The sequence below is a fragment of the Corynebacterium jamesii genome (genome assembly GCF_046097395.1).
Taxonomy (GTDB): domain Bacteria; phylum Actinomycetota; class Actinomycetes; order Mycobacteriales; family Mycobacteriaceae; genus Corynebacterium.
Map to the genome: position 1 here is coordinate 2032702 of NZ_CP175789.1, position 25228 is coordinate 2057929.

The window sequence follows — 25228 nt, forward strand, 5'->3', positions numbered from 1 at the left end:
GATCTGATTTACCCATGGGGACTAAGTGTACCCGCAGGGGCGTGCTGGAATTTGGAGGCTGGCGCGCCGGAGATGGCGAGCGTTAGTCCATTTGGAGAACAGCGCGAAGTTCAGCGAAGAGTTCGGGCTTTACTAGGTGTGTGACAGTGCGACCTGTTCGGGCTTTGCGGAGCAGACCTGCATCGGTAAGCCGCTTTAGGTGGTGTGAGACCGTGGGCTGGCTTAGTCCCGTGATGTCTGTTAGCTGGTTTACGCTGATTGGTTCGCAGCCTTTGGCTGCCAGGTGGGAGAGTATTTGCAAGCGGGCGGGGTCGGATAGGACCTTGAACAAGGTGGCATAACGGGCGGCCTCAGGATCCGATAGCGGTCCTTTACTCAAGGAGCAGCATGTAGAGATGTCTGCGAGCGGAACAATCTGCGGGGTGGCCATACGGAGCATCTTATATTGACAGATATCAATATGCCATTTATATTGACGGACATCAATATGTCATTTGGTTTTATATCGACGTGTGTCAATGTCTAAGGAAGGTTGCATGACAGATTCGTTGCGTCCACGGATGTCCTTTTTGGATAGGTTCCTGCCCGTGTGGATTATCCTCGCGATGGTTGCTGGGCTGCTCGTTAATCAGGTGATGCCGGAAATCGGAACGAAGCTCGGGGAAATGGAGGTGGGAGGGATCTCGCTTCCGATCGCACTCGGCCTGCTGGTCATGATGTATCCGCCGCTAGCGAAGGTGCGCTACGACAAAACCCGGCAGATTGCGGCGGATAAGCGCCTGATGGCGGTTTCCCTCGCCCTCAACTGGGTCGTGGGGCCCGCGTTGATGTTCACCCTGGCCTGGGTATGTTTGCCCGACGAGCCTGAGCTGCGCACCGGGCTGATTATCGTCGGCCTGGCCCGGTGCATCGCGATGGTTCTGGTGTGGTCGGAACTGTCCTGCGGGGATAGAGAGGTGACCGCCGTCCTTGTGGCGATCAACTCTGTGTTCCAAGTGCTCATGTTTGGAGTGCTGGGCTGGTTCTATCTGCAGATTCTCCCTGGCTGGCTGGGGCTTCCTACAACCTCGGCAGACTTTTCCTTCTGGTCGATCGTGGTATCCGTCCTGGTTTTCCTGGGTATCCCGTTGACGGCTGGCTTGGCTTCCCGCGTGGTCGGGGAGAGGCTGAAGGGGCAGCAGTGGTACGAGGCAAAGTTCTTGCCCGCGGTTTCTCCCCTCGCGCTGATTGGCCTGCTTTATACGATCGTGCTTCTGTTTGCGCTGCAGGGAGAGCAGATTACGGACCACCCGTGGACGGTGGCTCGCACGGCGGTCCCGCTGGTGGCCTACTTCGCTGGAATGTTTGCCCTGGCGCTGGCTGTGTCCAAGGCTGCGGGGTTGAACTACGCCCAGTCGGCCTCTGTGTCTTTTACCGCTGCGGGCAACAACTTCGAGCTTGCCATCGCCGTGTCTATCGGTACGTTTGGTGCGACCTCTGCGCAGGCACTGGCTGGAACGGTCGGCCCGCTGATCGAGATTCCGGTGCTAGTCGGTCTGGTCTACGTCATGCTGTGGGTGGGTCCTAAGCTCTTCAACGGCGATCCGACACTGCCCGTGCGGCACGGCAGTCCAGCACGTTCCGTCTCGATGGGGGAGGATTAAACCATGAGCAATAAACCCAAGGTACTTTTCGTCTGCGTAGGCAACGGCGGCAAGTCGCAAATGGCGGCCGCCTTGGCGGACAAGCATGCTGGCGAGGCCATTGAGATTCATTCCGCTGGCACCAAACCGGCAACGAAGCTCAACACGGAGTCGGTGGAAGCCATCAGCGAGGTCGGCGCGGACATGTCTGGCGGCCGCCCAAAGGCTGTAGATCCGCAGTTGCTGCGAGAGGCTGACCGGGTGGTCATCCTCGGCAAGGACGCCCAGCTGGAGCTACCCGCCGACGCGCAGGGGACCCTCGAGCGGTGGGTTACCGACGAGCCCTCCGAGCGCGGTATTGAGGGCATGGAGCGCATGCGACTGGTGCGTGATGACATTGACGCCCGCGTGCGCGCACTTATCACCGAGCTGAAGGGCGCCTAACCGGCACCGAGTTGGGGGCTTGACCGGCACCGAGCTGCCAGCTGGCTAGTAAACGCCGAGCTGGGTCTGACCGGCGCCGAGCTGAAAAGCGCCTAACCGGCGCCGAGTTGGGTCTGACCGGCGCCGAGCTGCCAGCTGGCTAGTAAACGCCGAGTTGTCAGCTGGCTTTTGGGGGCAATGTCCAAAATTCCACGTCTTAAAATATAACTAATCTATTTACGCAGGTCAGAGGGTTGCGTTTTTGGGCTGCAAATAAACTACTTTTGATAACTCGTAGATTTTGGACATTGACGTTCTAGCCGCCCTCTGCTCCGGCGCCTTCGAAGGGGAGGGCGGTGCACACCGGGCTAGCTTCCGCCGTTGGCGGAACCCCCGGAACCCCCGTATCCTCCAGATCCCCGGGAACCACTAGAACTTCCGGAACCACTAGAATTTCCGGAACCCCGGCGCCGAGCTGAAGGGCGACTAACCGGCACCGAGCTGGGGGCCTGACCGGCGTCGAGCTGCCAGCTGGCTAGTAAACGCCGAGTTGTCAGCTGGCTTTTGGGGGCAATGTCCAAAAATCCACGTCTTAAAATATAACTAATCTATTTACGCAGGTCAGAGGGTTGCGTTTTTGGGCTGCAAATGAGCTACTTTTAATAACTCGTAGATTTTGGACATTGACGTTCTAGCCGCCCTCTGCTCCGGCGCCTTCGAAGGGGAGGGCGGTGCACACCGGGCTAGTTTCCGCCGTTGGCGGAACCCCCGGATCCTCCAGATCCCCCGGAACCTCTAGAACTCCCTGAACCCCCTGGGGTCCCGGAACTCTTGCGGCGCCGACGCCTCCGACGATTTCGCTTACCGCTGGGCCCCGGGATTTGCCCCTGGCGGCCGCCAGAGTTGGCGTTGCCCTTGTGGCCGGAGTTGTTGGAGCGACCGGAGCTGCCGGAGTTGGCGTTGCTCTTGTGGCCGGAGTTGTTGGAGTTGTTGGAGCGACCGTTCTTGTTCGACTTCTTAGACTTGCCGGATTTCCCCGAACCCGACCCGCCAGAGCCGCGCCCACTGGAACCCGACCCACCCGAGCCAGAGCCGCGCCCACTGGAACCCGACCCACCCGAGCCAGAGCCGCGCCCGCTGGAACCCGACCCACCCGAGCCCGACCCACCCGAGCCCGAGCCGCCACGCGGCCCCGCCAGCCCGCTGGTCCGTGGGCGCACATCCGCACCCGGCTTCGTCGGCGTAGCCGCCCTCTCGCCGGGTTGCACGTCGTCCAGCAGAGCCAGGAAGTCCTCGTCCCGGATTAGCGGAATGCTCTTCCGGTCCGCGTGCATCGCCTTGCCACGCAACTCGTAGTTCTCGTTGCACACCACCAGCGAGCTGCGACGATTCAGCTTTTCGCTATACGCCAGCCCTGCCGCGACACCCTGGCCGATCAGCACGTCCGGGTCAATCGCCACGTCTGGGCTAACCACAAATTCCATCCCCTCGACCAGCGGTTCACCGCTCTTCCACACGCCGGGGTTCACGTAGGGGCGGGGGGAATCTGCGGCGTCGATACGAAGGGCACTGCGGCGCAGCCCGAACTGATCGGCCGCGAGGTCCTCGGGGTCCAGCACAGTCAGCTCGCCGCTGCGTTGCTGCGCGAGCGCGAGCGCGGCGGTCAGGCGTGCGTTGGCCTCCAGCAGCTCGTCGGGGTCTATCTCTTTCTTGCTTAGCGACGCCACCGCGCCCACCTCTGGCAGTGCAGCCGCCGGAGCCTGCACGGCGGACCGCCCGGCGTTCGCGGAAGCGTCTGCGCCGGTGGCAGAGTCGTCGGCAGTCGTGTTGGCGGTCGTGTCGGCAGTCGTGTCGGCGGCGCGGTTGTAGCCCGCGACGATGGCTCGCAGGCGAGGATCGGTGGAGTTGATGGCCTGGCGACGGGCGGTGGCTAGCGTGTCGATGATAGACATCGGGGCGGGCAGCGGCACACGCCGACCACCGCGGCTGCGGCCGCGACTGCGGCGGCCACGGTTAGCGGAGCGCTGCGAAAGTTTGAACTCGTGGGTGAGGAAGCCCCAGACGTAGTCGGCCTCGTGCATGATCAGCGTGCGCCCGTCCAGCGCCCGGTGGATCAGCTGCGCGCTGGTATTAAAGCCCAGAGCCTGGGAAAGTTCGTTGACCTGGTAGCCGTGGAGGTGCCAGGGGCCGGCGTCCTCACCCGGGTTGAGGTGACGGGTGAGAGCGCCGACTTCCGCGCCGATGTTGATGGTCGGCAGGTCGCCAACCTCGGCGGCACTGGCCGGGGTGTTCTCGCCGGCCTCGTCGGCGCTGGCCGGGGTACCCTCGCCGGCCTCGGCGGCGGACGGCGCCGTGCCGGGGCCAAAGAAGACCACGGAGAGCGCCACCAGGCGGGAGGTCTTCGGGTGAATGCCGGAGGTGGAGACGCTGACGGCTGCGAAGGGAGCCTCCTCCTTGGAGGGGAGGTCGTGCAGCGCGGACTCTAGTTCCTCCCGGGGGCTCGACTGGTCGGGATCTCCACTGTTGTCGTTCGCGGCGGACTCGGCGGTAGCGTTGCGCCCGGTAGCTGCGGCGGATTCGGCGGTAGCGTTACGCCCGGTAGCTGCGGCGGACTCGGCGGTTGCGTTGCGCCCGGTACCTGCGGCGGGCCTGGAGGCTCCCTCAGCCCCAGCAGGCTGAAACTCGGGAGCCGCTACCGGCGTCTCACTGGCCTCAGCCGCCGGCTCGGTGTGCCCCTCAGCTCCCGTGGTGGAGTGGCGAGGCTCCGGGCGCCCCTCGGCTCCCGCGGGGGAGTGGCTTGGGGCGGAGGTGGTGGCGTCCGAAAAAGTACCGTCCGAGAAAGAAACAGCGAGAGAACCTGCAGGGCGGTTTACCCTGCGGCGCGGGCGCCTGCGACGGCGCGCGCCGGTGTGCTCGGAGCCGGAGCCGGCCGAGTGATCGTTCTCGTTCATGGATTACATAATACCCAGCAGGCAAGCGCGCCCCGCTGGCAGCCCGCAGCCTGCAGGCGAGAGGCAGACAGCCTGCCAGGCGAGAAGCGGACAACCTGCCGGGCGAGAGGCGGACAACCTGCCGGGCGAGCGCCGGGGCGGCTAAGGCCAGGCCCCTAGGCACCCTGGGAAACGCCTGCGGCGGAATCCTGCGACCGGTTCACCGCAGAGGTCACGGCCTTCAGCGAGGCGTAGGTGATGGAGCTGGCGATGCCCACGCCCCAGTACTTCGCCCCGTTGACCTCGGCCAGCACGTACGCGGCGGCTTCGGCATCGTCGCCCGAGGTGCGGGCGTGCTGGCTGTACTCCTGAACCTCCACGTCGTATCCCAGCTCTTCCAGTGCGTTGCAGTACGCGCTGATCGGGCCGTTTCCGCGCCCCTGCACCGTCTGTGCCTCGCCGTTGAACTCGATCTGGCCGGTGACCTTGGCCTCTTCGCCTTCGTTCTGGCCGCCGTCGACGGTCAGGGAGATCGTTTCGATCGGAGCGATGCGGTCCAGGTACTCGCCGGAGAAAATGTCCCACATGGCCTTCGGGTTTACCTCGCCGCCCTCGGCATCGGTGACGGCCTGCACGACGGAGGAGAACTCGACCTGCATCGGGCGTGGCAGCTGCAGGTTGTGGTCGGTCTTCATGATGTAGGCCACGCCGCCCTTGCCGGACTGGGAGTTCACGCGGATGACGGCTTCGTAGGAACGGCCGACGTCCTTCGGGTCGATTGGCAGGTAGGGAACCTCCCAGGTCTTTTCGACCATAGCTTCTTGCGAGACTTCCCCGGCGGTGGCTTCCGGGTCGATGGTCTCCGCGATAGCGTCCAGGCCCTTGTTAATCGCATCCTGGTGGGAGCCGGAGAAGGCGGTGAACACCAGGTCGCCGCCGTAGGGGTGGCGCTCCGGCACGCGCAGCTGGTTGCAGTACTCCACGGTGCGGCGCACCTGGTCGATGTCGGAGAAGTCGATCTGCGGATCCACGCCTTGGGTCAGCATGTTGAGCCCCAAGGTGACCAGGCAGACGTTGCCGGTGCGCTCGCCGTTACCGAACAGGCACCCCTCGATGCGGTCTGCGCCGGCCATGTAGCCCAGCTCGGCGGCGGCCACACCGGTGCCGCGGTCGTTGTGCGGGTGCAGCGACAGGATGATGGAATCGCGGCGGTTCAGGTTTCGGTGCATCCACTCGATGGAGTCCGCGTACACGTTCGGGGTGATCATCTCTACCGTGGAGGGAAGGTTCAGGATGATCGGGTTCTCCGGGGTGGGGTCCATGACCTCGACGACCGCGTCGCAGACTTCCTTGGCGTAGGCGACCTCGGTTCCGGTGTAGGACTCGGGGGAGTATTCCCAGCGCCAGTTGGTATCCGGGTAGTCGGCGGCGATGGTCTTAATCAGTTGGGCTGCGTCGGTGGCCAGCTTCTTGATGGCCTCTTTGTCCTTGCGGAAAACGACCTTGCGCTGCAGCTTCGAGGTGGAGTTGTAGAAGTGGACGATGACGTTTTTTGCGCCTTCGCAGGCTTCGAAGGTGCGGCGGATCAGGTGTTCGCGTGCCTGGACCAGTACTTGGATGGTGACGTCGTCGGGGATCATGTTCTTCTCGATGATCTCGCGGACGAAGTTGAAGTCGGTCTGGGAGGCGGACGGGAAGCCGACCTCGATTTCCTTGTAGCCCATGTTGACCAGCAGTTCGAACATGCGGCGCTTGCGCTCGGGGCTCATCGGGTCGATCAGTGCCTGGTTGCCGTCGCGCAGGTCCACTGCGCACCACTGCGGCGCGCGGTCGATGACCTTGTTCGGCCAGGTGCGATCCGGCAGGGTGATCTCTTCTACCTCTTCAAAGAAGGGTTGGTAGCGCGCGTGCGGCATGGAGGAGTTGCGCTGCTTGTTCCATGCGGGTTGGTCTGCGGGGATGTCGCCGTCCGGGGTGTTGATGCGGGCGGGTGCGGAGATGAAAGTGTCGTTAGACATGGGTGGGGGCTCCTGAAAAGATTGAAAAGAATTGGTTGTTCTTGGTTGTGATTCCCGACCGGCAATGCCAAACTCCGCGACGGGGTGCCGGTCGGTGGTTGAGTTGTGAACTCAATTCTCTTAAAACCTTTGAGCCCCGCCGCGTCGCAGAAGCAGGTTGCGCGCTGGCGTAGTCATGCTTTCGACTATAGCCCGGGTATTACCTGAGTCACAGGAAAATGGCGCCTTTTCTCACCCTTTGGGAAATCTGTCCCTCATTGTGGGGTGACCGTTGCGGTGTTGCTTTAGGACGCCGCCGTCTCCGCACCATCAGTCGTCCTGTCGTTCCGCGGCGTGGGGTTACGGAAGTTCTTCCACCACCAGCGAATGAGTAGCGCCACGACGACCGCGGCGGCTGCCAGTATGGCCCACATCCACCACTGCCAGGTAGTCCCCTGGCCATCGAAAACAGACTCTTCCTGCGGATCCATCGGCACGCGCTCGGCGGTGAGGATGAGTCGATGTGTGTTCACGCCGTAGGGGGTACAGGTGATGAGCGTGAGTAGATCCTTGTGCGGGGTTCGGCGCAGCAGGCTGGTTTTATCGGGGGTCACAACCTCGATGTTGCGAACTTCGTATTTCAACTTCTTACCTGCGGCGGCGATGTACACGGGATCGCCTTTCTTCATTTGATCGAGGTTGTCCCACAGGGTGGCGTTCTGGATGCCGGTGTGAGCGGATAGCGCAGACATGCGGCCTTCCGGTGGAGCGGGCGGGATAGATCCATCTTCGCCGGGTTCGCCAGGGGCGCCAACGGGCAGATCCGTGCCATAGAGGTGCCCCACTCCGCGGGAGAGGCTGCTGTCTGAGGTTCCGTGAAAAATGGGCAGGTCGGACTTGATTGACGGCAGCACGATGCGCCCCATCGCGTCGGTTTCGTCCAGTATTGAGAGGTACTTGAGGTAGCGCTGGTAGGCGGGTGAATTTTCGTCATCTGAGCTGGTCCAGGCATCGGTGGGGTCGATGTCTTTAAGCGTGGCGTTATAGCGCTGGGCTTCCCTCCACGTCTCGTCAAGCACCTCGGGTGGTACGCCCTTTTCCAGTTCTGAATAGGCCTCGGCTGCCCTGGTTTGTTGGAAGTTATTCCACTGGGTTGCGAGCACTGGGTAGAGCAGCACGCCCAAGCCGGCGAGGACGAGGATAACCGCGATGATCGCGTTGGCGTTGAGCTTCTTTCCGCGTCTGGGAGAGGCGGTTGCGGCTTTGGTGGGGGAAGGTTTCTGATCTTTCATGGGCCTTAATTTTTGCTCTGTAGTGGTTGAGCGGGCGCCTCGGCGGTGAGCGGGCAAACCGGGATTCATTCTTCGCTGTGGAGTGTAAGAGCTGCAGAATATTCTTGGATACTTCTTAACTCGAACGCCCCTAAATGGGGGTAGGTATAGAACTCGAACGCAAACTCAAGACAATTGTTGAACAGTGCAGGTCAGGTCTAGTTTTTTGGATGTATCCTGAATCAATTTTTGCTCATAAGTGACCCCTAGCCCGAATTCAAAATCATTTCCGAGTAGCTTCAGATGTGCGGATCGTTCTAAGATTCGAGTCGCGATTCACGGTTAGAAGAAGCGCCAACCTGAGGGTTGTTTTGTATTGACCTAAGGGAATGCAGGGAACATGCCAGTTTCCTCATCGGTGCATGCTAGTAAGAGCTAGCTTTGAGGCGATAGGAGTAGCGGCTCCGAAGCCCCTGAAGCGACGCTAAACGGAGTGAATCGCTGGACGTCGAGAGGCGAAAAACGCCTTAGCCACAACTGATGTAAAGGATTTCACTCCAGTGAATAAGAACTCTATGACCCTTCGTTCGGTCACTTTCGCGGCCATCGCTGGCCTGTCCATGAGCATTGCCACCCCGGTGGCCATCGCTCAGGATGGCCAGGAAAACCCGGTGAGCGTTAACGAGACCGCCGGCAACTCCCCGCTGGTGAACAAAGAAGCCAAGGGCGCGCTGACGATCCACAAGTTCGGCAACCCGACCGATGAAGGAACCCCATCGGGCACCGCGGCGGACGCTGCTGCCGTTGAGCAGAACGGCGGCCAGCCGCTCGAGGGCGTTGGCTTCACCGTCTACAAGATCAACAAAACCGCCGACGCCGCTACGAACATTGACGTCACCACGAACAAAGGTCTGGTAGCAGCATCCAAGCTGAAGGCTGCGGACTTCTCCCAGGGCGCTGCTCTGAAGGAGGGGCTGGCAGAGGGTGTGCTGACCGAGGTCGCCACCGGCACCACCAATGCAAATGGTGAGTGGGTTGTCTCCAAGGACTTGGCTCTCGGTGCTTACCTGGTCGTAGAGACCAGCCCGAAGAAGGGCTACGACCCGGCTGTCCCGTTCATCGCGTTCGTCCCGATGACGGCCGACAACGCTGGCGACAACCAGGGCACCACCTGGAACTACGATGTTCACGCCTTCCCGAAGAACTACAAGGATGAAGCGCCGACCAAGACGGTTGTAGATAAGGACCAGAACGCTGGCGACAAGCAGCTGATCTACACCGTGACTGGCACCGCCCGTCAGCTGAAGCCTAACGCAGAGCGCACCCAGTTCCAGGTCACCGATACGATCGACCCGAAGTTGACCGTCACCGATGTGAAGGTTACCGCCGGTGGCCGCGAGATCCAGCCTACTGACGATGTCGATGGCAAGTTCTTTGAGGGCAACCAGGTTGACGTTGACCTGACCCCGGAGGTTGCCAAGACCCTGAAGGCCGGTGAGAAGGTCGAGGTCACCATCACGACCACCCTGAAGCCGGAGTTCAAGAAGGCTACCGACATCGCGCCTAACAAGGCGCTGGTGTTCCAGAACAACCCGGACGGCTCTGAGAACCAGACTCCGAAGGAGACCCCGACCGTTAAGACCTACTGGGGTGGAGTGGAGTTCAAGAAGGTCGATTCCGATCGCAAGGGTCTGGAAGGTGCAGAGTTCCAGATCGCCCGCCAGGCTGCCGGCCAGAAGTGCAGCGACATCGACACCTCTGAGGCAAACACCTGGGCTCCCGTCAACGGGCAGCAGGGCGACGAGGTTAAGCAGACCTTCGTTTCCGGCCAGGACGGCATGGTTCGTGTCACCGGCCTGCACGTCAATGACTTCGAAGACAACAAGCCGGTAGCTGAGGGCGACCGTTCCCACTACTGCCTGATCGAGGTTAAGGCTCCGAAGGGCAAGGAGCTGCTGCCGGAGGCAATCGAGTTCCAGCTGGTCGCAAAGTCCACCGACCCTGAGCGTGTTTACGACCTGGCATCTGTACAGGTCGGCCCGAAAGCGGGCGAGGTTGTTAACAACGACGACACCACCCCGAACCTGCCGATGACCGGTGGCATGGGTGTTGGCATCCTCGCCGCACTCGGCGCTGCCATCCTCGCAGCCGGCGCATGGTTCGCACGCCGCGGCGCTAAGAACTAGTAGCGCAGTACCGCCGCTAGAGCCTGGCCGTTGGAAACTCCAGCGCGCTGGGCTCTACCAGCGAACTAAATAATTTGAAGCCTCAGGAGAACCCCGTGGATCACATCGCCAGTACCGTCGTGGAGCCAAAAAAGGAGCCACGTCGTGTCAGCAGCACCAAATCCAGCCCTGTGCTGGTCATCGTGCTCGTGGTCCTCGGGGTACTTGTGATGCTGTACCCTGTGGCGTCCACATTATGGAACAACTATTCCACGACGAAAGCCGCGCAAGAGTACGCGAAGCTCGAAAAGAGCATTCCGCAGGAAGTCAAGAACAAGCAGTGGGATAGCGCCCACGAATACAACGCCAACCGCAACACCGGCCCGATCCTCGACCCCTGGCTAGCCCGCTTCGACAAGAACAACCCGGACTACCTGGAGTACCTCGATCAGCTCGATGCTAACGATGCAATGGCGCGCCTTATTTTCCCGAAGATCAAGGCAGACCTGCCGGTCTTCCACGGAACAGATGAAGAAACTTTGCAGCGAGGGCTGGGCCACCTCTTCGGCTCCGATCTACCGGTCGGCGGAGAAGGCACGCATGCGGTGATCACTGGGCACACCGGGTTGTCGAACGTTACTATGTTCGATCACCTTAATGAGGCTAAGGAAGGCGACGCCTTCTACGTCCAGGTGTCTGGCGAAAAACTTAAGTACGAGGTCGACCAGATTAAAACTGTGCTGCCCACCGAAACCGAAGACCTCCGCCCGGTGCCGAATGCGGACTACGTCACCTTGATCACCTGTACTCCATACGGAATTAATTCCCACCGGCTGCTGGTACGCGGTCACCGGGTTCCCCTGGACCCAGCGGACAACGACGTTTTTGAAAATAGTCACGGCGCCGGATGGCAGTGGTGGATGTACGCCCTGGCTGCAGTCGCTGTAGGAGCGCTGCTTGCACTGCTGTGGTGGCTGAGGAAGCTCAAGCGGGATAGCGAATCCCTGGAAGATACCGAGATTATGAATGACGAAGGGGCTGGCGAAAATGACTAGCCAAAAAGCTGCGGTGCGGACTCGCCGCAAAATCGTAGCGGCTGTGGCCCTCAGTGCCGGTGTGCTTTGCGGCACGCAGGTCGCAGTCGGCGTGGCCGATGCTGCCAGGGTTGTAGGCGCGGGCGACCAGCCCGGGGTATCCCGTGAAAGTGGGGCAGACACCCTAAGCATCACTCTGTCCCCGGGCAACCCGGAGGCTTTCCGGCCAGCAACGGGCAAGGTCGTTGGCGTGACCATCAAGCTTGAGCGGTTGAAGGGCATCAATCCGGAAAAGGCTGCGGATATGGAGAAGGTGCGGAACACCAGCCCCGAGAAGATTGCCGGCTGGCCCACCGACCGTACCGTCACGGCTGTGACTGACGGCGACGGGAACGTGCGCTTCCAAAACCTTGAAAAGGGCATCTACCTGGTGACCTCCCAGGAACCGTCCGGCGCTGCGGCCGGAGAGTACCGCAAGGTTAGCCCTTTCCTGGTAGCGGTTCCTTTTCACTCGGTGGCTATGAACCCGAACCCGGTGGAAGGGGTGATTGTGGCGAAGACCAACGAAACGACTCCGCCGACGACCCCTCCGGGCACTCCGCCCGGTACGCCGCCTACCGAGCCACCGACGACTCCGCCGACGACCCCTCCGGGCACCCCGCCGACCACGCCAACCCCGCCGCCGGGGGAGGCACCACCAGCGGAGCCAGCCCCCGAGCCTGGCCCGGGGGATGAGGGCAAACGAGGACCGGGCAATCTGCCGATGACCGGTGTGCAGATCATCGGGATTGTGCTTGCGGCAGCGGCGCTGATGGGCGCTGGACTGCTGATGCTGTTGATCTCTAAGAAACGAAAGCAAGAAGGGTAGCGATAATGAGAACGAAATTGATGGGTGCAGTGGCCGCGTTGGCTGCGGCGCTTACGCTTGTCCTCGGCGTCGCTTTCCCTGGCGCGTTGCCAGTGCTGCAGATGCCGACAGCTCAGGCACAGGCCGCGACGATTCCGGTGAGCCCGCAGACAAAGAAATACGTCGCCAGCAGCGGCTCTGGCCAGGAGCCCACCTTCACCGTCGGTGCCGACGCGACAATGACCAGCCTGGACTACACCTTTGCGGGTCCCAACTTCCCTACTACGTACGAGTTCAAGGTCAACGGAAGAACCCTAAAGACGCAGAGGAATCCACCGCACTCAGGCACGATCAACGGACTCAATGTTGCCCTCAAGAAGGGCGATGTTATTTCGATGAAGCTGTCTCTCAGCCAGTACCCGGAAGGTTCGGTCTCCATTACGCCGCGGGGAACCCTGGCCAATAGCACGCCTCCGGAGCCGACTGACCCGGAGCCGACTGACCCGGAGACCCCGACCGACCCGGGTTCCGAAACCCCGTCGGTCACGGCAGTCACTCCGGCTGCGCCGACTGCAGTTGACCCGGCTAAAGCACCCCAGTGTGTGGAAAAGGGATACATCAACATCCCAAGTACAAAGGGCGTTGATTACTTCATCAAGGGAAATAAATCTCCCGAGGGTAAGCACGTCTACGAAGGTACTGGGCCCGGGAAAGTTACCGTTACCGCCAAGGCCCAGTCCGGCTATAAGATTGCCTCGGGCGCCCAGACGAGCTGGTCCTTCGATTTCAGCGGAAAGGTAAAGAACTGCTCGGATGGTCAGCCGACCCTTCCCAATGATGCGCGCCAGTTCGATGCCGAGGGCCACAACTTCTCGCTGAAGGGCGACCCGGTGGATCCGTCGAGCCCCGATTCCTTCACCGCGAAGGTCGAAAAGGACTCGAAGCTCAAGTACCTCAACGTGCGGATTGATACGGACGCCACCTTCTTGGATTGGCAGCATTATCAGCTAAAAGTTGACCAGATCGAGGATGGCGTGACCTTGGAAAGGCGCAACGTCAACTTCGGCAATGGTTACATCACGATGCAGGCTGTGCCGGTTAAGGACGGCAAGCAGGTAGATCTGGCAACCGTACCTGCTGGCGCGGTGTTTACTTTCACCAACAATTTGTCCGAGAATAAACACCTCAAGGTGAAGCTGGACGTGTATGGCGAGGAAGAGTCAACGTCAACCGAGGGAGATATCTCTTCTCCCGATGGTGCCGATTGGGTACACAAACGTGTTGCCAACCCCACGCTGGCTAAGCGCTGTGGCCTGAAGATTGCGGTCGTGGCGGACCTCTCGAGGTCGCTGCAGTACGCAGACGGTGTTGACGGATTTGAAAAGTCCAAGGAGGCCGGCAACGCCTTTATTGACGCATTGGCTGGAACTTCCGCAGAGCTCGGTATCTACAACTTTGCCGGATTCGCACCCGCGAACAAGAACGGGACGACCGGCGGTTCGGTTTCAATGTTGTCCCAGGACGGCGTGAATAAGGCCAAGGAAGCCGTGAAAAATTGGAGTTTCGTCCCTGGCAACGAAGCAACCGACTGGCAGGCCGGTCTGAACCAGGTCAAGGATCAGGGTTACGATGTTGTGTATTTCATCACCGACGGCATGCCGACTATCTCTTCGGGGACAAGGGCCAAGGGAATTGGCGGTGAGTTTGTTCAAGCTACTGCCCTCAACGACGCTATCGACGCCGCTAACGCGCTGAAAAACCAGGGCACCCGCGTTGTTCCGATCATGGTCGACCTGACTGTGGGTGGTAAGACGAGTGAGCGCCCGGTTGTTACTTCCGAATTGGTGCTGAAAGACGTAAAACTCCTTGGTATCGGCGATGATGTTCCCTGGGGTGGTCAGCTCTACTACAAGATCGTTTCTAATATCCCAGAGGCCATCGCGGCTAACTACATCGATACGGATACCATGGTCAACCTGGAAATGGCCTACAACAGGGCAGCCGGTAGAGCAGTCCAGGTGTTTACGCGTCCGGGTGAGAATTTCCGCGCGAAAACAAAGGACATCACCCGAGATATGGGCCAGTGGACTTACGGCTCGCGTGCGGTAAAAACTATGGGTGAGGATATCTCCGGCACGGGCAACACAGTTCGCGTCAACAACTACGGAGCACTGTCTGGCGAGATGCAGAAGATCGCCCAGGAACTTTCTTCCCTCTGTAAGGGCGAGGTCACTGTTAAGAAGCGGATTGTTGATGAGAACGGCAAGGTGCTCGAGGACAACGTACCCGGCTGGGAGTTCACCCTGTCGGCTGGCGGCAACGACGTCATCGACCTGGGCAACGGCGAGGTAGTTCGCAAGTCCCTTAAGGCGACCTCTTGGGCCGATGGCGACCGAGGAATCGCATCCTGGGACATTAAGAGTGAGCAAGAGCAGGAATTGACTCTTACCGAAACCCAGAAGGAAGGCTACTCGCTGTATCAGCGGAACAACTTTAACGCCGTCTGCACGGAAACGCGCGATGGAAAAAACCAGCCCCTGGAGGTGGTAAACGACGGCGCTTTTGGCTTCAAGGTGAAGATGAGTGCAGTGGATAGCAAACTGGCCTCGGTATCTTGCGTAGTAGACAACTACAAGGCGCCGGATACGAAGCCAGGCAAGCTGACCTTCAAGAAGGCCCAGTACGTTGGCGACAAGATTGAGGAAATGCCCGGCCTTGGCGGCGCTACCTTCGAGATTTACCCCTCGAAGGAGGGCAAGCCCGATCTTAGTGGCGATCCGCTGCACGTCATCAAACCCAACCAGGAATCCATCGAAGTGAAGAAGACCGGTACGTTCTTCCTGGTGGAGACCAAGGCCCCGCAGGGGCTCAACCTGCTGGCCCAGCCGGTACCGTTCGAGATTGCGCTTGATCAGGAGACGAAGGAATACAAGATCTCTACCGTGGGCGAAAGCGGCGGACAGATTCAAGTGGGCGGTTCGGGTCAGGAGATGTTCCTGCTCGTGGCAGATACCACGTCCGGAAAGCTGCCGAAGACCGGTGGCCCCGGGGTGGGCCTGGTGGCCCTTGTCGGTATCGCACTCGCCGGGGCGGGTCTGATGATCGGCCGTCGCAAGACCGCCTAGTCAGCGCGCCCGGTGCGCACGGAATGTCCAGCACCTCGGACGCACCAGGCGCGCCAGGCGCGCCCGGCTGGACGCATCCGGAGATGAAGAAAAGGGCGGGCTCAGTACTTCGTGCTGAGTTCGCCCTTTCTCCTTATATATATCCCTCACGATATATCCCTTACGTCGTAGCGCCTTCACGTCGTTACATGTTCGTCGTCCTCAATCGACTTGCGGCTCAGGATCACCGTAGAGACCACCATCACCGCGACGGCCGCCGCCATGTAGGCGTACTCCCAGCCCGTGATCCGAAACTTCTCGCCCAGCACGATGTATCCCAGTACGAAGGCCACCAGCGGTTCTACCACCGTCATCGCGGGCAGCGAGTTCTTTAGCGCGCCCGCGTTGAACGAGGCCTGCTGCACTGCCGTGCCCACACCCGCGAAGGCGATCAGCCCCCACAGCTCCCACGAGGCCAGCAAAGTGGGCACCCCGGCATCGCGGAAAATGTCCACCACTGCCTTCGACAGCACCGCGACGTACCCCATGATCGCGCCCGTGATCGACCCCAGTACCAGCGCGCGCAGCGCGGCGGTTTGTTCCAGCGCGTAGACGAAAAAAGCCAGCAGGATCAACGCGCCGATACCGAGGCACACCAGCCACACCGCTAGGTCAGGTTCGCGGTGGCCGGGGGCGGGGTTGCCGCGGATCACCAGCACCGCCACCGCCACTGTCAGAAGCCCGGCCCATGCTGTTTCGGAGGCCGATATACGCCGCCCGTCGTACTTCGCCGACAGCGGCAGGGTGAACATGAGGGAGAGTACGAGGATTGGCTGCACGACCAGCAGCGTGCCGAAGGCTAGGGCAATGACCTGCAAGAGGTAGCCGAATAGCGCGCTGGCCACACCGACCCACCACATGGGTTGCTTGATGGCGTCTACGATGGCGCCGCTACGGTTCTCGCCGGATTCAATGGCGATGCGGTGGCGCACCACCGTTCCCCAGGCGATGGTGAGTGCGGAGCCCAGCGCGAAAACAACTGCGAGCAGGTTGTTTTCGAGCATCGTGGCCCTCTCACCTCTTCGTTGCCTTCTTGGTCGGTTGTGCCGTACTGCGCCGGGTGGGCGCGCTTACGCTGATGCACCGAATTCGCGTGCTTTGTACCCTGGGTACTTTATCGGACGTCAGGGGTTGTGTCGGATATTGGCCTGCGACGCGCGTGTTACGTATGTGGCGCATGTGGCAGGTGGGGATGTGGGCGTCATAAGAAAAAGAGTTAGCCGAACCCTAGCCCCAGGCAAACAGACAAAGTAGTCTAAAGTTTGATTAAGACTAGATCCGGAAGGTGGCAACAACCAGTGGCGCTCATCGTTCAGAAATACGGCGGCTCCTCGCTGGAAAGCGCGGAGAGGATCCGGCGCGTAGCCGAGCGAATCGTGGAAACCAAAAAGCAGGGCAACGACGTGGTTGTCGTCTGCTCCGCCATGGGAGACACCACCGACGACCTGCTGGAACTCGCCGAGCAGGTGAACCCCGTGCCGCCCGCGCGCGAGATGGACATGCTGCTGACCGCCGGCGAACGAATCTCCAACGCGCTAGTCGCCATGGCTATCGCCTCCTTCGGCGCCGAAGCGCAGTCCTTTACCGGCTCCCAGGCAGGCGTGCTCACCACCGAGCGGCACGGCAACGCGCGCATTGTCGACGTGACGCCGGGCCGCGTGCAGGAAGCCCTGGATGAGGGCAAGATCTGCCTGGTAGCAGGCTTCCAGGGTGTGAACCGCGAGACGCGCGACGTGACCACCCTGGGCCGCGGTGGTTCGGATGCCACCGCCGTTGCCCTGGCTGCAGCGCTCAACGCCGATGTGTGCGAGATCTACTCCGACGTCGACGGCGTGTACACCGCGGACCCGCGCATCGTGCCCAACGCGCAGAAGCTCGACACGATCTCTTTCGAAGAAATGCTGGAAATGGCGGCCGTCGGTGCGAAAGTACTGATGCTGCGCAGCGTGGAGTACGCCCGCGCGTTCGACGTTCCCCTGCGCGTCCGCTCCTCGTATAGCACCGACATCGGCACCCTCGTCTCTGGATCAATGGAGGATATTCCCATGGAAGAAGCAGTACTCACCGGCGTGGCCCACGACCGCTCCGAGGCCAAGATCGCCGTTCTCGGCATCCCCGACTCCCCGGGGGAGGCCGCGAAGGTCTTCCGCGCCGTCGCCGATGCCGAGATCAACATTGACATGGTTGTGCAGAACATCAGCAAGATCGACAACAACCGCACCGACATCACCTTCACCTGCCCGCGCAGCGACGCAACCCGCGCCATGCAGCTGCTGAAGGGCATTAAGGATCAGAACGACTGGCAGGAGATCATCTTCGACGACCACGTGGGTAAGGTCTCCCTGGTCGGCGCCGGTATGAAGTCCCACCCCGGCGTGACCGCCGACTTCTGTGAAGCACTGCGCGATGCGGGCGTGAACATCGAACTAATCAGCACCTCGGAAATCCGCATCTCCGTGCTGATCCGCGATACCGACGTGGACAAGGCCGTGCGCGCCATCCACGACCGTTTCCAGCTCGGCGGCGAGGAAGAAGCCACCGTGTACGCTGGTACGGGACGCTAAAAGCGGCTAAAACAGCAGCTCACCAGCGTAAGTAACACCCACCAAGATAGAAGAGGTAGATCCCCGCATGACCACCATCGCCGTCGTCGGAGCAACCGGCCAAGTCGGTCGCGTAATGCGCGACATTCTCGTCGAGCGGAACTTCCCGGCGGACAAGGTGCGATTCTTCGCCTCCTCCCGCTCCGCGGGCAAGCAGCTGGAGTTCCGCGGCGAGCAGATCGTCATCGAGGACGTTGCCACCACCGCCACCGAGGATCTGCGCGGCATCGACATCGCGCTGTTCTCCGCAGGAGGCGGCACCTCCCGCGAGCACTCCCCACGCTTCGCAGAGGCTGGTGCCATCGTCGTGGACAACTCCTCGGCCTTCCGTAAGGACCCGGAAGTCCCGCTGGTCGTCTCCGAGGTGAACCCGCAGGACGTGAAGAACACGCCCAAGGGCATTATCGCCAACCCGAACTGCACCACCATGGCCGCCATGCCAGTGATGGGTGCGCTGCACAAGGCCGCTGGCTTGAACCGCCTGCACGTTAGCTCCTACCAGGCCGTGTCGGGCTCCGGTCTGGCCGGCGTGGAAGCGCTGGTGCGCCAGGTGCTGGACAACCTGGGCAGTGGCGTAAACGGCGGCGCCGACAGCGAGGGCGACGGTGCCGCCGAGGGCTTGCGCGCACTCGTGCACGATGGCTCCGCGCTGCAGGCAGACGACCTGGGCCCCTACGTTGCACCCATCGCCTTCAATGCTCTGCCGCTGGCGGGCAATCTCGTCGACGATGGTTCCGAGGAGACCGACGAGGAGCAGAAGCTGCGCAACGAATCCCGCAAGATCCTGGGAATCCCGGAGCTGCGCGTGGCTGGCACCTGCGTGCGCGTGCCCGTCTTCACCGGCCACACCATGACGATCCATGCGGAATTCGACCGCGAGATCACCCCGGAAACCGCCCGCGAGCTGCTTTCCGACACCCCGGGCGTGCAGGTTGTGGACGTACCCACCCCGCTGGCCGCCACGGGCATCGACGAGAGCCTGGTCGGCCGCATTCGCCAAGACCAAACAGTGGACGGTAACCGCGGCCTGGTGCTGGTCGTCGCCGGGGATAACCTGCGCAAGGGTGCGGCGCTGAACACCATCCAGATCGCGGAGCTACTGGTCTAGCGCTGCGCCCGCGCAGCCGAGCGCCGTGTCGCTGCGCCCGCGCCCAGCCGCTAGACCTCGCTTCCACAGCACCCCGGCGCACACGGCTTGCCGTTGAACGTGCGGCCGAAGTCGGGGACCGTCGCCAGCTCGCCGGTAACCTTCGCCGCTAGATCGCGCGCGGCCTGCTGATCTTCGGAGAGGTTGGCGCTGGGGGCGTCACTACCAACAACAAGATCAACCACCATCTCGGCGAACCCGGCGGTCAGGCCCGGGGTGGCAACGCGTACGAAGGGGATGCCCGCCGCCGCGGCAGCGTCGCGCGCTTCGGTATCCAAGTCCCACTGCACCTCCACGTGATCGGTGATGAAGCCCACTGGGCACAGCACTATAGCGCGCTTATTGTTGGCCTCCGCGCGCGCTTCGATGTGGTCGCATACGTCCGGCTCCAGCCACGGCACATGCGGGGAGCCGGAACGCGACTGCCACACAAGCTCGACGTCGAGGTTAGTGCCAACGCCGACATCAACCCCCACAGTTTCACCCGTGTGAGCAGGGCCATCCCCGCGGCCGCCAACGTTCGCGTGACGGGCCAGCTGGCCGGTCCAGCCATAATCTGCGCCGCTGCCGGGGGAGTTAGCGAAACTGCTGGCCTGCTGGATCAGGCGGGAGGAATCCAGGACCTGCTGGGAATACAGATTCCCGCCGAACTTATGCGGACCGGCGGCCTTATCCGCCACCGTCGGCACGGAGTGTGCGGTGAAGATCAGATCTGCCTGCGTGGCGGCCTCCTCGCCGTGTTCGGCGCGCAGCTGCTCGCGGGCGGCATCTACAGCCTGGGCGAATTCCGCGATGAAGGTCGGGTGAGCGTGGAATTGCGGCAGGCGCTCTACGGTCGGGGCTTGCAGGCCAGCTTGCTCACACGCGGCGATGGCACGGCGCAGGTCCTCCTGGTACTGAGAGCAACCAGAGTAGCCACCCCAGGCGCTGGTGGCGAAGACGTAGGCGTGGCGGATGCCGTCGCGGGCCATTTGCTGTAGGGCACCCTCCACATAAGGCTCCCAGTTGCGATTGCCGAAGTACACTGGCAAGCCGATGCCACGGCGGGAAAGCTCGGCCTCGATATTGCTAATCAGCTGCTTATTCTGGTCGTTGATGGGGGAGCGGCCACCAAGCGCAAAGTAGTGCTCGCCCACCTTTTCCAGCCGCTCGCGGGGGATGCCGCGGCCGCGCGTGACGTTTTCCAGAAACGGAACCACGTCTTCGGATTTCTCCGGGCCGCCGAAAGACAGCAGCAGGAGAGCGGAGTCGGGGGCGATAGCGGGGGGTTTAGCGCTCGTGCTCATGAAAACCAGCCTAGCCCGTCGCCCCCGTTGTTCCTTAAACGCGCCGTCGCGCGTGGTGGTACCCGGGTTAGGCTACGCCGAAGCGGCGCTTGTTCTTTTCTTTCTTGGTGACGCCACTTTGTCCCTCGCCTGCCATCTCAACCAGGTCGGCACGTGCGCGGGCTACACGGGAGCGGATAGTGCCCACGCGGACGTTCGCGATTTTCGCCGCCTCGGCATAGGTGTAGCCCAGCACTTGCGTGAGGATCAGGGCCTCGCGGCGGTCGGCCTCCAATTGGTCGATAAGGGCGCGGGTATCCACCCACTCGGCCCAGCTTTGCCCGCCGGTAGTTTCGACGGCGGGGGTGGCACTGGTGGCGTCCTCGATCTCCGTGGCGGAGCTGCGGGGGCGAGCCATGTCGTGGCGAACACTATCCACCCACACCCGGCGCGCCAGGGACAGGATCCAGGTGCGTGCGGTGGAACGGGCAGCGAAGCGGGGGAGGGCGCTTAAAACCCGCAGGTAGGTCTCTTGCGTTAGGTCGTCCGCGCGGTCCGTATCGGCCAGGTGTGCCAGCAGGCGCCACACGTCGTCGTGGGTGGCAGAAATGAACTCCGTGAGCGCCTGGCGGTCGCCACTAGCGGCGCGCAGGGCGAGGTCGGTCACAGCGGCATCGCGTGCCTGGCTGCTGGAGGCCTGGCTGGTCATGGGGAAATCCTAACACGAGGTTTTCGGAATTCTGGCAAGGTGGATTGCAGAGCCTCTCGCAGGCGACACGGATTAGGTATCAGGAGGTACCCATGACTGCTACAAACGACAAACACAACAGCACAGAGGCCATCACATCCGCGAAGGACGTAGCCTCCCGCGGCGTGTGCCCATACTCCGGGGTTTCAACGAACGTGAACGGTTCCCCGGTCAGCACCGAAGAGCACTCTGCCACGGTGGGCGAGCAAGGCCCGCTGCTGCTGTCCGACGTACACCTCGTGGAAAAGCATGCGCACTTTAACCGCGAGCGCATCCCAGAGCGCAATGTGCACGCCAAGGGTTCCGGCGCCTTCGGCGAGCTGACGATCACAGAGGATGTATCCAAGTACACCAAGGCCGATCTATTCCAGCCGGGTCGCGTGACCCCGATGCTGGCCCGCTTCTCCACCGTTGCAGGCGAGCAGGGCTTCCCCGATGCGGTACGCGACGTGCGCGGATTCTCGCTGAAGTTTTACACCCAGGAAGGCAATTACGACATCGTGGGCAACAACACCCCGGTGTTCTTCCTGCGCGATGGCATTAAGTTCCCCGACTTCATCCGTTCCCAGAAGCGCCTGGCGGATTCCGGTCTGCGCTCGGCGGATATGCAGTGGGATTTCTGGACCCGTTCCCCGGAGAGCGCACACCAAGTGACCTATCTGATGGGTGATCGTGGTATCCCGACCGATTTCCGTCACATGGACGGCTTCGGCTCCCACACCTACCAGTGGATTAACTCTGCCGGCGAGCGTTTCTGGGTGAAGTACCACTTCAAGACCCGCCAGGGTTGGGATTTCTACAGCGACGACGAGGCCGCGAAGGTCATTGCTTCCGGTAACTTCGATTCTTCACGCCAGGATCTTTATGACGCCATCGAGCGTGGTGACTTTCCGACGTGGGATGTAAAGGTACAGATCATGCCTGTTGCCGAGGCCGAGGGCTACCGTTGGAACCCCTTCGACCTGACCAAGACGTGGTCGCAGAAGGATTACCCGTTGATCCCGGTCGGCCACTTTACGCTCAACGAGAACCCGCAGAACTTCTTCGCGCAGATCGAGCAGGCTGCTTTTGCGCCCTCGAACCTCGTGCCGGGCATCGGCCTATCCCCGGACAAGATGCTGCTGGCGCGAGCCTTCGCCTACGCCGATACGCAGCGCTACCGCCTGGGCGTGAACTTCCACCAGCTGCCTTCTAACCGCTCCGTGGTGGCAGAGAAGAACTACTACACCGCCAAGGACGGTGCGGGTAACCAGGAGTTCCCGCCGGCAGGTACGCCCGTGTACTCCCCGAACCGCTTCGAGCGTGCCGAGGGCACGCAGGACGTCAACGATGGCTCCGGTGCTGTCGAGCAGGGTGTTGCCGCTGGTGAGTCGCAGTACGGCTTCGGTCGCGGCCAGGAATCTGCTGTGACTGCGGCGGAGGAGCTGGGCCTGTTTGACGACCTGCACGGCACCGACCTGACCCGCGGTGCGTACGTCCGCCACCCGGAGGATGATGACTTTATCCAGGCCGGTCAGCTGGTACGCGAGGTTTTGGATGACGCCGCCCGCGAGCGCCTGGCTAACAACATCGCAGGCGCTATGGACGGGGTCTCTGACCAGGTGGCGGAGCAGTGCTGGACCTACTGGGGCAAGGTGGACGAAAACCTGCGCGACCGGGTGAAGGAGCTCTTCACCGGCAAGTAGGTGCCATGCGCCCTTCGAAGCCATGCGGGCGCGAGGCAAGCGAGTTCACGTAGGCTGGGCGCCGAGCGGTGGCGACACGATCACCCCGCCCAGAGCGAGCTTTAGAAATAACGCTAGAGATCACTTCAACAATCAGTTTGAAGAAAGGACTGTTCTTCACATGAGCGACGCACTGTACACAGCAAAGGCAATTTCTACCGGCGGTGGCCGCGACGGCCACGTCGCTACCGACGACCGTCAGATCGACCTGGATGTTCGCCCGCCAAAGGCTATGGGCGGCTCCGGCGAGGGCACCAACCCAGAGCAGCTGGTTTCCGCCGGTTGGGCAGCGTGCTTCAACGGTGCACTGCAGAAGACCATCAAGGAAGCTGGCGTGGAGATGGAGCAGTCTCCGGAGGTCACCGTTGAGACCTCCCTGAACAAGGTGCCGGAGGGCTTCCGCCTGTCCGCTACGATCACCGCCACCGTCTTCGGCGTGGATCAGGCTAAGGCTGATGAGCTGGTCGCTGACGCACACGCGTTCTGCCCTTACTCCAAGGCCATGCGCGGCGAAATCGACGTTGAGGCTGTCGCCGTCGTCGGCTAAGAGTTCTTAGCATTCGCGGGGGACCCGCACAGCGAATCCAAAAGAAGGGAGCCAGCCCCCCACCTTTGCGTGGGCGCTGGCTCCCTTGATGTTTGCGAAACTGGGAATCTCACTCTGCCTGGAAGGTCTACTTCGGCTCCTTCGCCTTTTGACCGCCAGACAGCGGCACCGTGTGATCCCAGTGTGTCGCGTGCAGCGCGCGACCCATCACATACGAGCCGACAGCACCCACCACCAGCAACGCGGTGATGGCTACGATGGCGCGGATCAGTTCGCCCAGAATGAACCCTTCCGTGGACCAGGAATAAACAAGATTGGCGCTGATCAGTAGGGGAAGGCCCACGCCGATAGCTGGGCCTACCATGTTGACCTGGCTGAGGGCGTCTGGAGCAAGGTACATCGCACGGGCCGAAACGAAGATGAAGATCGCCCCGAGAATGGCCAGCACACCTGCGGTGATGGCGCCCAGCCAGCCAGGCTCGCTGAATTCGACCATATCGCCGGCGGCGGCAAGAACAGTGGTGGACATTTAGCGCCTCCCTCGGGAAATAATGCGGGCATAAGCGATCGTCGACAGCGCACCGAAAAGCCCGGCGAATAGCGCGACTTCGTAGGTGATGGCCGTGCGGTGGAAGATCGAGTAACACAGGAACAGCCCTGCCATCGCCATGAACACCATGTCGGAAAGGACTGCGCGGCGGGCGTCATTATGCGTAGAAATCGCGCGCCACAGCACCGTAAACAGTGCGATGACGACGATGGCGGCGGCGATGCCCACCAGGATGTTGAGCAGATCCTTGGGCTCCATCTACTTGCCTTTCTTCTTCTGGTTCGCTTGCTTCTGCTGGTTCTTTTGCTTCTTCTGGTTCTTCGCGCGCTTGCGTCGCTGCTTGTTCGGATGTTCCTTCGGATACAACGGGTCGTACAACGTCTCTCCAGGTTTGGTGCGACCCTCCTGGTCGGGTTTGGACGCCCCCAGGTTATCCCCGCGGAACGTATCAATATCGGGGGTGGCGTTCGAGATCCGCGCCTTGGCACGTTCCGCATTTCGGCGGGCGATTTCGTAGCGCTCCTTGCGATCCATATCCCGCACGTCGGAGGGGTTCTTCTCTTCCTCATCGGACTGCAGGATCGCGGCGACGAACGCGGCGGCGTGCGGGGTGGAATCCACCTTCTCTACATCGAACACCGTCTCGTCGGAGGCGCGGCCGCCACGCGAGCCGCGGAACCCGCGGGGGCCGGGGCGACCCTTCTCCACCAGGTACTTCACGTCGAAGTCTAGCTGTTTTTCCTTCACCGACGGGGCGAGGTGCTCCTCCATGTCCGCCAGGCTGGCCAACAGCTCCTCCGGATCCGCACCGTACATGGCGTGTACCGCCAGGAAGCGCTGCACGTGCTCTAGACCGTGAGTGTTGAACTCCGAACGCGCCACGGCGAAGGCATCCTTTGAATTGCGTTCGCCCGCCGCCGCGTCGTAGTCAACCTCTTTCGGGCCGGTCACGCCCAAAGAGAGCGTGCCGGGGGTCATGGTAATCGAGGCGATAAGGGCCGCAATGTCCCGCTCGCTGGTCACGCGCAGCGGGTAGTAGATCACCACCGGCGCGATGTTGCGACCGGTGCCCAGGGTATCGATCGCCATCACCACGGATTCCTTGATGATTTGCCCGGTCAGCCACACGGCGTATCCCAACGCGTGGCCGGTGGACTTCACTGCGTGGACAATACTGAACTTTGCCATGGC

The 25228-nt window shown here is 61.7% G+C and carries 20 protein-coding genes; 10 read left to right on the top strand and 10 right to left on the bottom strand.

The window, feature by feature from the left end; genetic code table 11:
- Nucleotides 1–82: 82 nt before the first annotated feature.
- Entirely contained in the window at nt 83–430 is a 348-nt protein-coding gene (locus tag ACKFRT_RS09055; protein WP_035008787.1) for a helix-turn-helix transcriptional regulator, read from the bottom strand.
- A 106-nt stretch (nt 431–536) separates the two neighbouring features.
- Here ACKFRT_RS09055 and arsB point away from each other — a divergent pair, with 106 nt between their 5' ends.
- Entirely contained in the window at nt 537–1643 is a 1107-nt protein-coding gene (gene arsB, locus ACKFRT_RS09060) for an ACR3 family arsenite efflux transporter (protein WP_408925056.1), read from the top strand.
- A gap of 3 nt (nt 1644–1646) precedes the next feature.
- Nucleotides 1647–2066, top strand: a complete 420-nt coding sequence (locus ACKFRT_RS09065; RefSeq protein WP_408925057.1) for a low molecular weight phosphatase family protein — start codon at nt 1647–1649, stop codon at nt 2064–2066.
- Nucleotides 2067–2788: 722 nt separating this feature from the next.
- Here ACKFRT_RS09065 and ACKFRT_RS09070 read toward each other — a convergent pair.
- The 3 genes from ACKFRT_RS09070 to ACKFRT_RS09080 form a co-directional block, all read right to left on the bottom strand.
- On the bottom strand, nt 2789–4996 hold the full coding sequence (locus tag ACKFRT_RS09070; protein ID WP_408925058.1) for a DNA polymerase III subunit epsilon: 2208 nt from the start codon (nt 4994–4996) through the stop codon (nt 2789–2791).
- Nucleotides 4997–5151: 155 nt separating this feature from the next.
- On the bottom strand, nt 5152–6993 hold the full coding sequence (leuA, locus tag ACKFRT_RS09075) for a 2-isopropylmalate synthase (RefSeq protein WP_408925059.1): 1842 nt from the start codon (nt 6991–6993) through the stop codon (nt 5152–5154).
- Nucleotides 6994–7277: 284 nt separating this feature from the next.
- Nucleotides 7278–8264 carry a class C sortase gene (locus tag ACKFRT_RS09080; protein ID WP_408925060.1) on the bottom strand — a complete coding sequence of 329 codons (987 nt, stop codon included), beginning with the start codon at nt 8262–8264 and terminating at the stop codon, nt 7278–7280.
- Between the two features lie 539 nt (nt 8265–8803).
- Here ACKFRT_RS09080 and ACKFRT_RS09085 point away from each other — a divergent pair.
- The 4 genes from ACKFRT_RS09085 to ACKFRT_RS09100 all read left to right on the top strand — a co-directional run bounded on the left by ACKFRT_RS09085 (nt 8804) and on the right by ACKFRT_RS09100 (nt 15414).
- Nucleotides 8804–10429 carry a SpaH/EbpB family LPXTG-anchored major pilin gene (locus ACKFRT_RS09085; protein WP_408925061.1) on the top strand — a complete coding sequence of 542 codons (1626 nt, stop codon included), beginning with the start codon at nt 8804–8806 and terminating at the stop codon, nt 10427–10429.
- Nucleotides 10430–10524: 95 nt separating this feature from the next.
- Nucleotides 10525–11463, top strand: coding sequence for a class C sortase (locus ACKFRT_RS09090; RefSeq protein ID WP_408925062.1), 939 nt, complete (start codon nt 10525–10527; stop codon nt 11461–11463).
- Nucleotides 11456–12310: an LPXTG cell wall anchor domain-containing protein gene (locus ACKFRT_RS09095; protein ID WP_408925063.1), complete on the top strand. Its 855-nt coding sequence runs from the start codon at nt 11456–11458 to the stop codon at nt 12308–12310. Before ACKFRT_RS09090 ends, ACKFRT_RS09095 begins: the two co-directional genes overlap by 8 nt.
- A gap of 5 nt (nt 12311–12315) precedes the next feature.
- The gene (locus ACKFRT_RS09100) at nt 12316–15414 is read left to right on the top strand and encodes a fimbrial assembly protein (RefSeq protein WP_408925064.1); all 3099 of its coding nucleotides are present in this window, start codon (nt 12316–12318) and stop codon (nt 15412–15414) included.
- A 176-nt stretch (nt 15415–15590) separates the two neighbouring features.
- On the opposite strand, the gene ACKFRT_RS09105 is transcribed toward ACKFRT_RS09100, so the two are convergent.
- Complete coding sequence (locus tag ACKFRT_RS09105; protein ID WP_408925065.1) at nt 15591–16457, bottom strand: DMT family transporter; 867 nt, start codon at nt 16455–16457, stop codon at nt 15591–15593.
- A gap of 294 nt (nt 16458–16751) precedes the next feature.
- Here ACKFRT_RS09105 and ACKFRT_RS09110 point away from each other — a divergent pair, with 294 nt between their 5' ends.
- A complete protein-coding gene (locus ACKFRT_RS09110) occupies nt 16752–18017 on the top strand; it encodes an aspartate kinase (protein ID WP_296215631.1) in 1266 nt (421 codons plus the stop codon).
- Between the two features lie 67 nt (nt 18018–18084).
- Complete coding sequence (locus ACKFRT_RS09115) at nt 18085–19164, top strand: aspartate-semialdehyde dehydrogenase (RefSeq protein WP_408925066.1); 1080 nt, start codon at nt 18085–18087, stop codon at nt 19162–19164.
- A gap of 50 nt (nt 19165–19214) precedes the next feature.
- Here the strand turns inward: ACKFRT_RS09115 and ACKFRT_RS09120 are convergent, their stop codons facing one another.
- Nucleotides 19215–20489, bottom strand: coding sequence for a ferrochelatase (locus ACKFRT_RS09120; RefSeq protein ID WP_408925067.1), 1275 nt, complete (start codon nt 20487–20489; stop codon nt 19215–19217).
- Between the two features lie 67 nt (nt 20490–20556).
- On the bottom strand, nt 20557–21177 hold the full coding sequence (locus tag ACKFRT_RS09125; RefSeq protein ID WP_408925068.1) for an RNA polymerase sigma factor: 621 nt from the start codon (nt 21175–21177) through the stop codon (nt 20557–20559).
- Between the two features lie 92 nt (nt 21178–21269).
- Between ACKFRT_RS09125 and ACKFRT_RS09130 the strand changes: the two genes are divergently transcribed.
- Both ACKFRT_RS09130 and ACKFRT_RS09135 read left to right on the top strand, forming a co-directional pair.
- A complete protein-coding gene (locus ACKFRT_RS09130) occupies nt 21270–22901 on the top strand; it encodes a catalase (protein ID WP_408925069.1) in 1632 nt (543 codons plus the stop codon).
- A 160-nt stretch (nt 22902–23061) separates the two neighbouring features.
- Nucleotides 23062–23487 (top strand): organic hydroperoxide resistance protein, encoded by a 426-nt coding sequence (locus tag ACKFRT_RS09135; protein ID WP_408925070.1) that lies wholly within the window; start codon nt 23062–23064, stop codon nt 23485–23487.
- A 127-nt stretch (nt 23488–23614) separates the two neighbouring features.
- On the opposite strand, the gene ACKFRT_RS09140 is transcribed toward ACKFRT_RS09135, so the two are convergent.
- Genes ACKFRT_RS09140 through ACKFRT_RS09150 form a run of 3 tightly spaced genes read right to left on the bottom strand, consistent with a single transcriptional unit; the run spans nt 23615 to nt 25225 of the window.
- Nucleotides 23615–24016 carry a Na+/H+ antiporter subunit G gene (locus ACKFRT_RS09140; protein WP_296215643.1) on the bottom strand — a complete coding sequence of 134 codons (402 nt, stop codon included), beginning with the start codon at nt 24014–24016 and terminating at the stop codon, nt 23615–23617.
- Nucleotides 24017–24295, bottom strand: a complete 279-nt coding sequence (locus ACKFRT_RS09145; protein WP_296215647.1) for a monovalent cation/H+ antiporter complex subunit F — start codon at nt 24293–24295, stop codon at nt 24017–24019.
- Nucleotides 24296–25225: a Na+/H+ antiporter subunit E gene (locus ACKFRT_RS09150; protein WP_408925071.1), complete on the bottom strand. Its 930-nt coding sequence runs from the start codon at nt 25223–25225 to the stop codon at nt 24296–24298.
- Nucleotides 25226–25228: the final 3 nt, after the last annotated feature.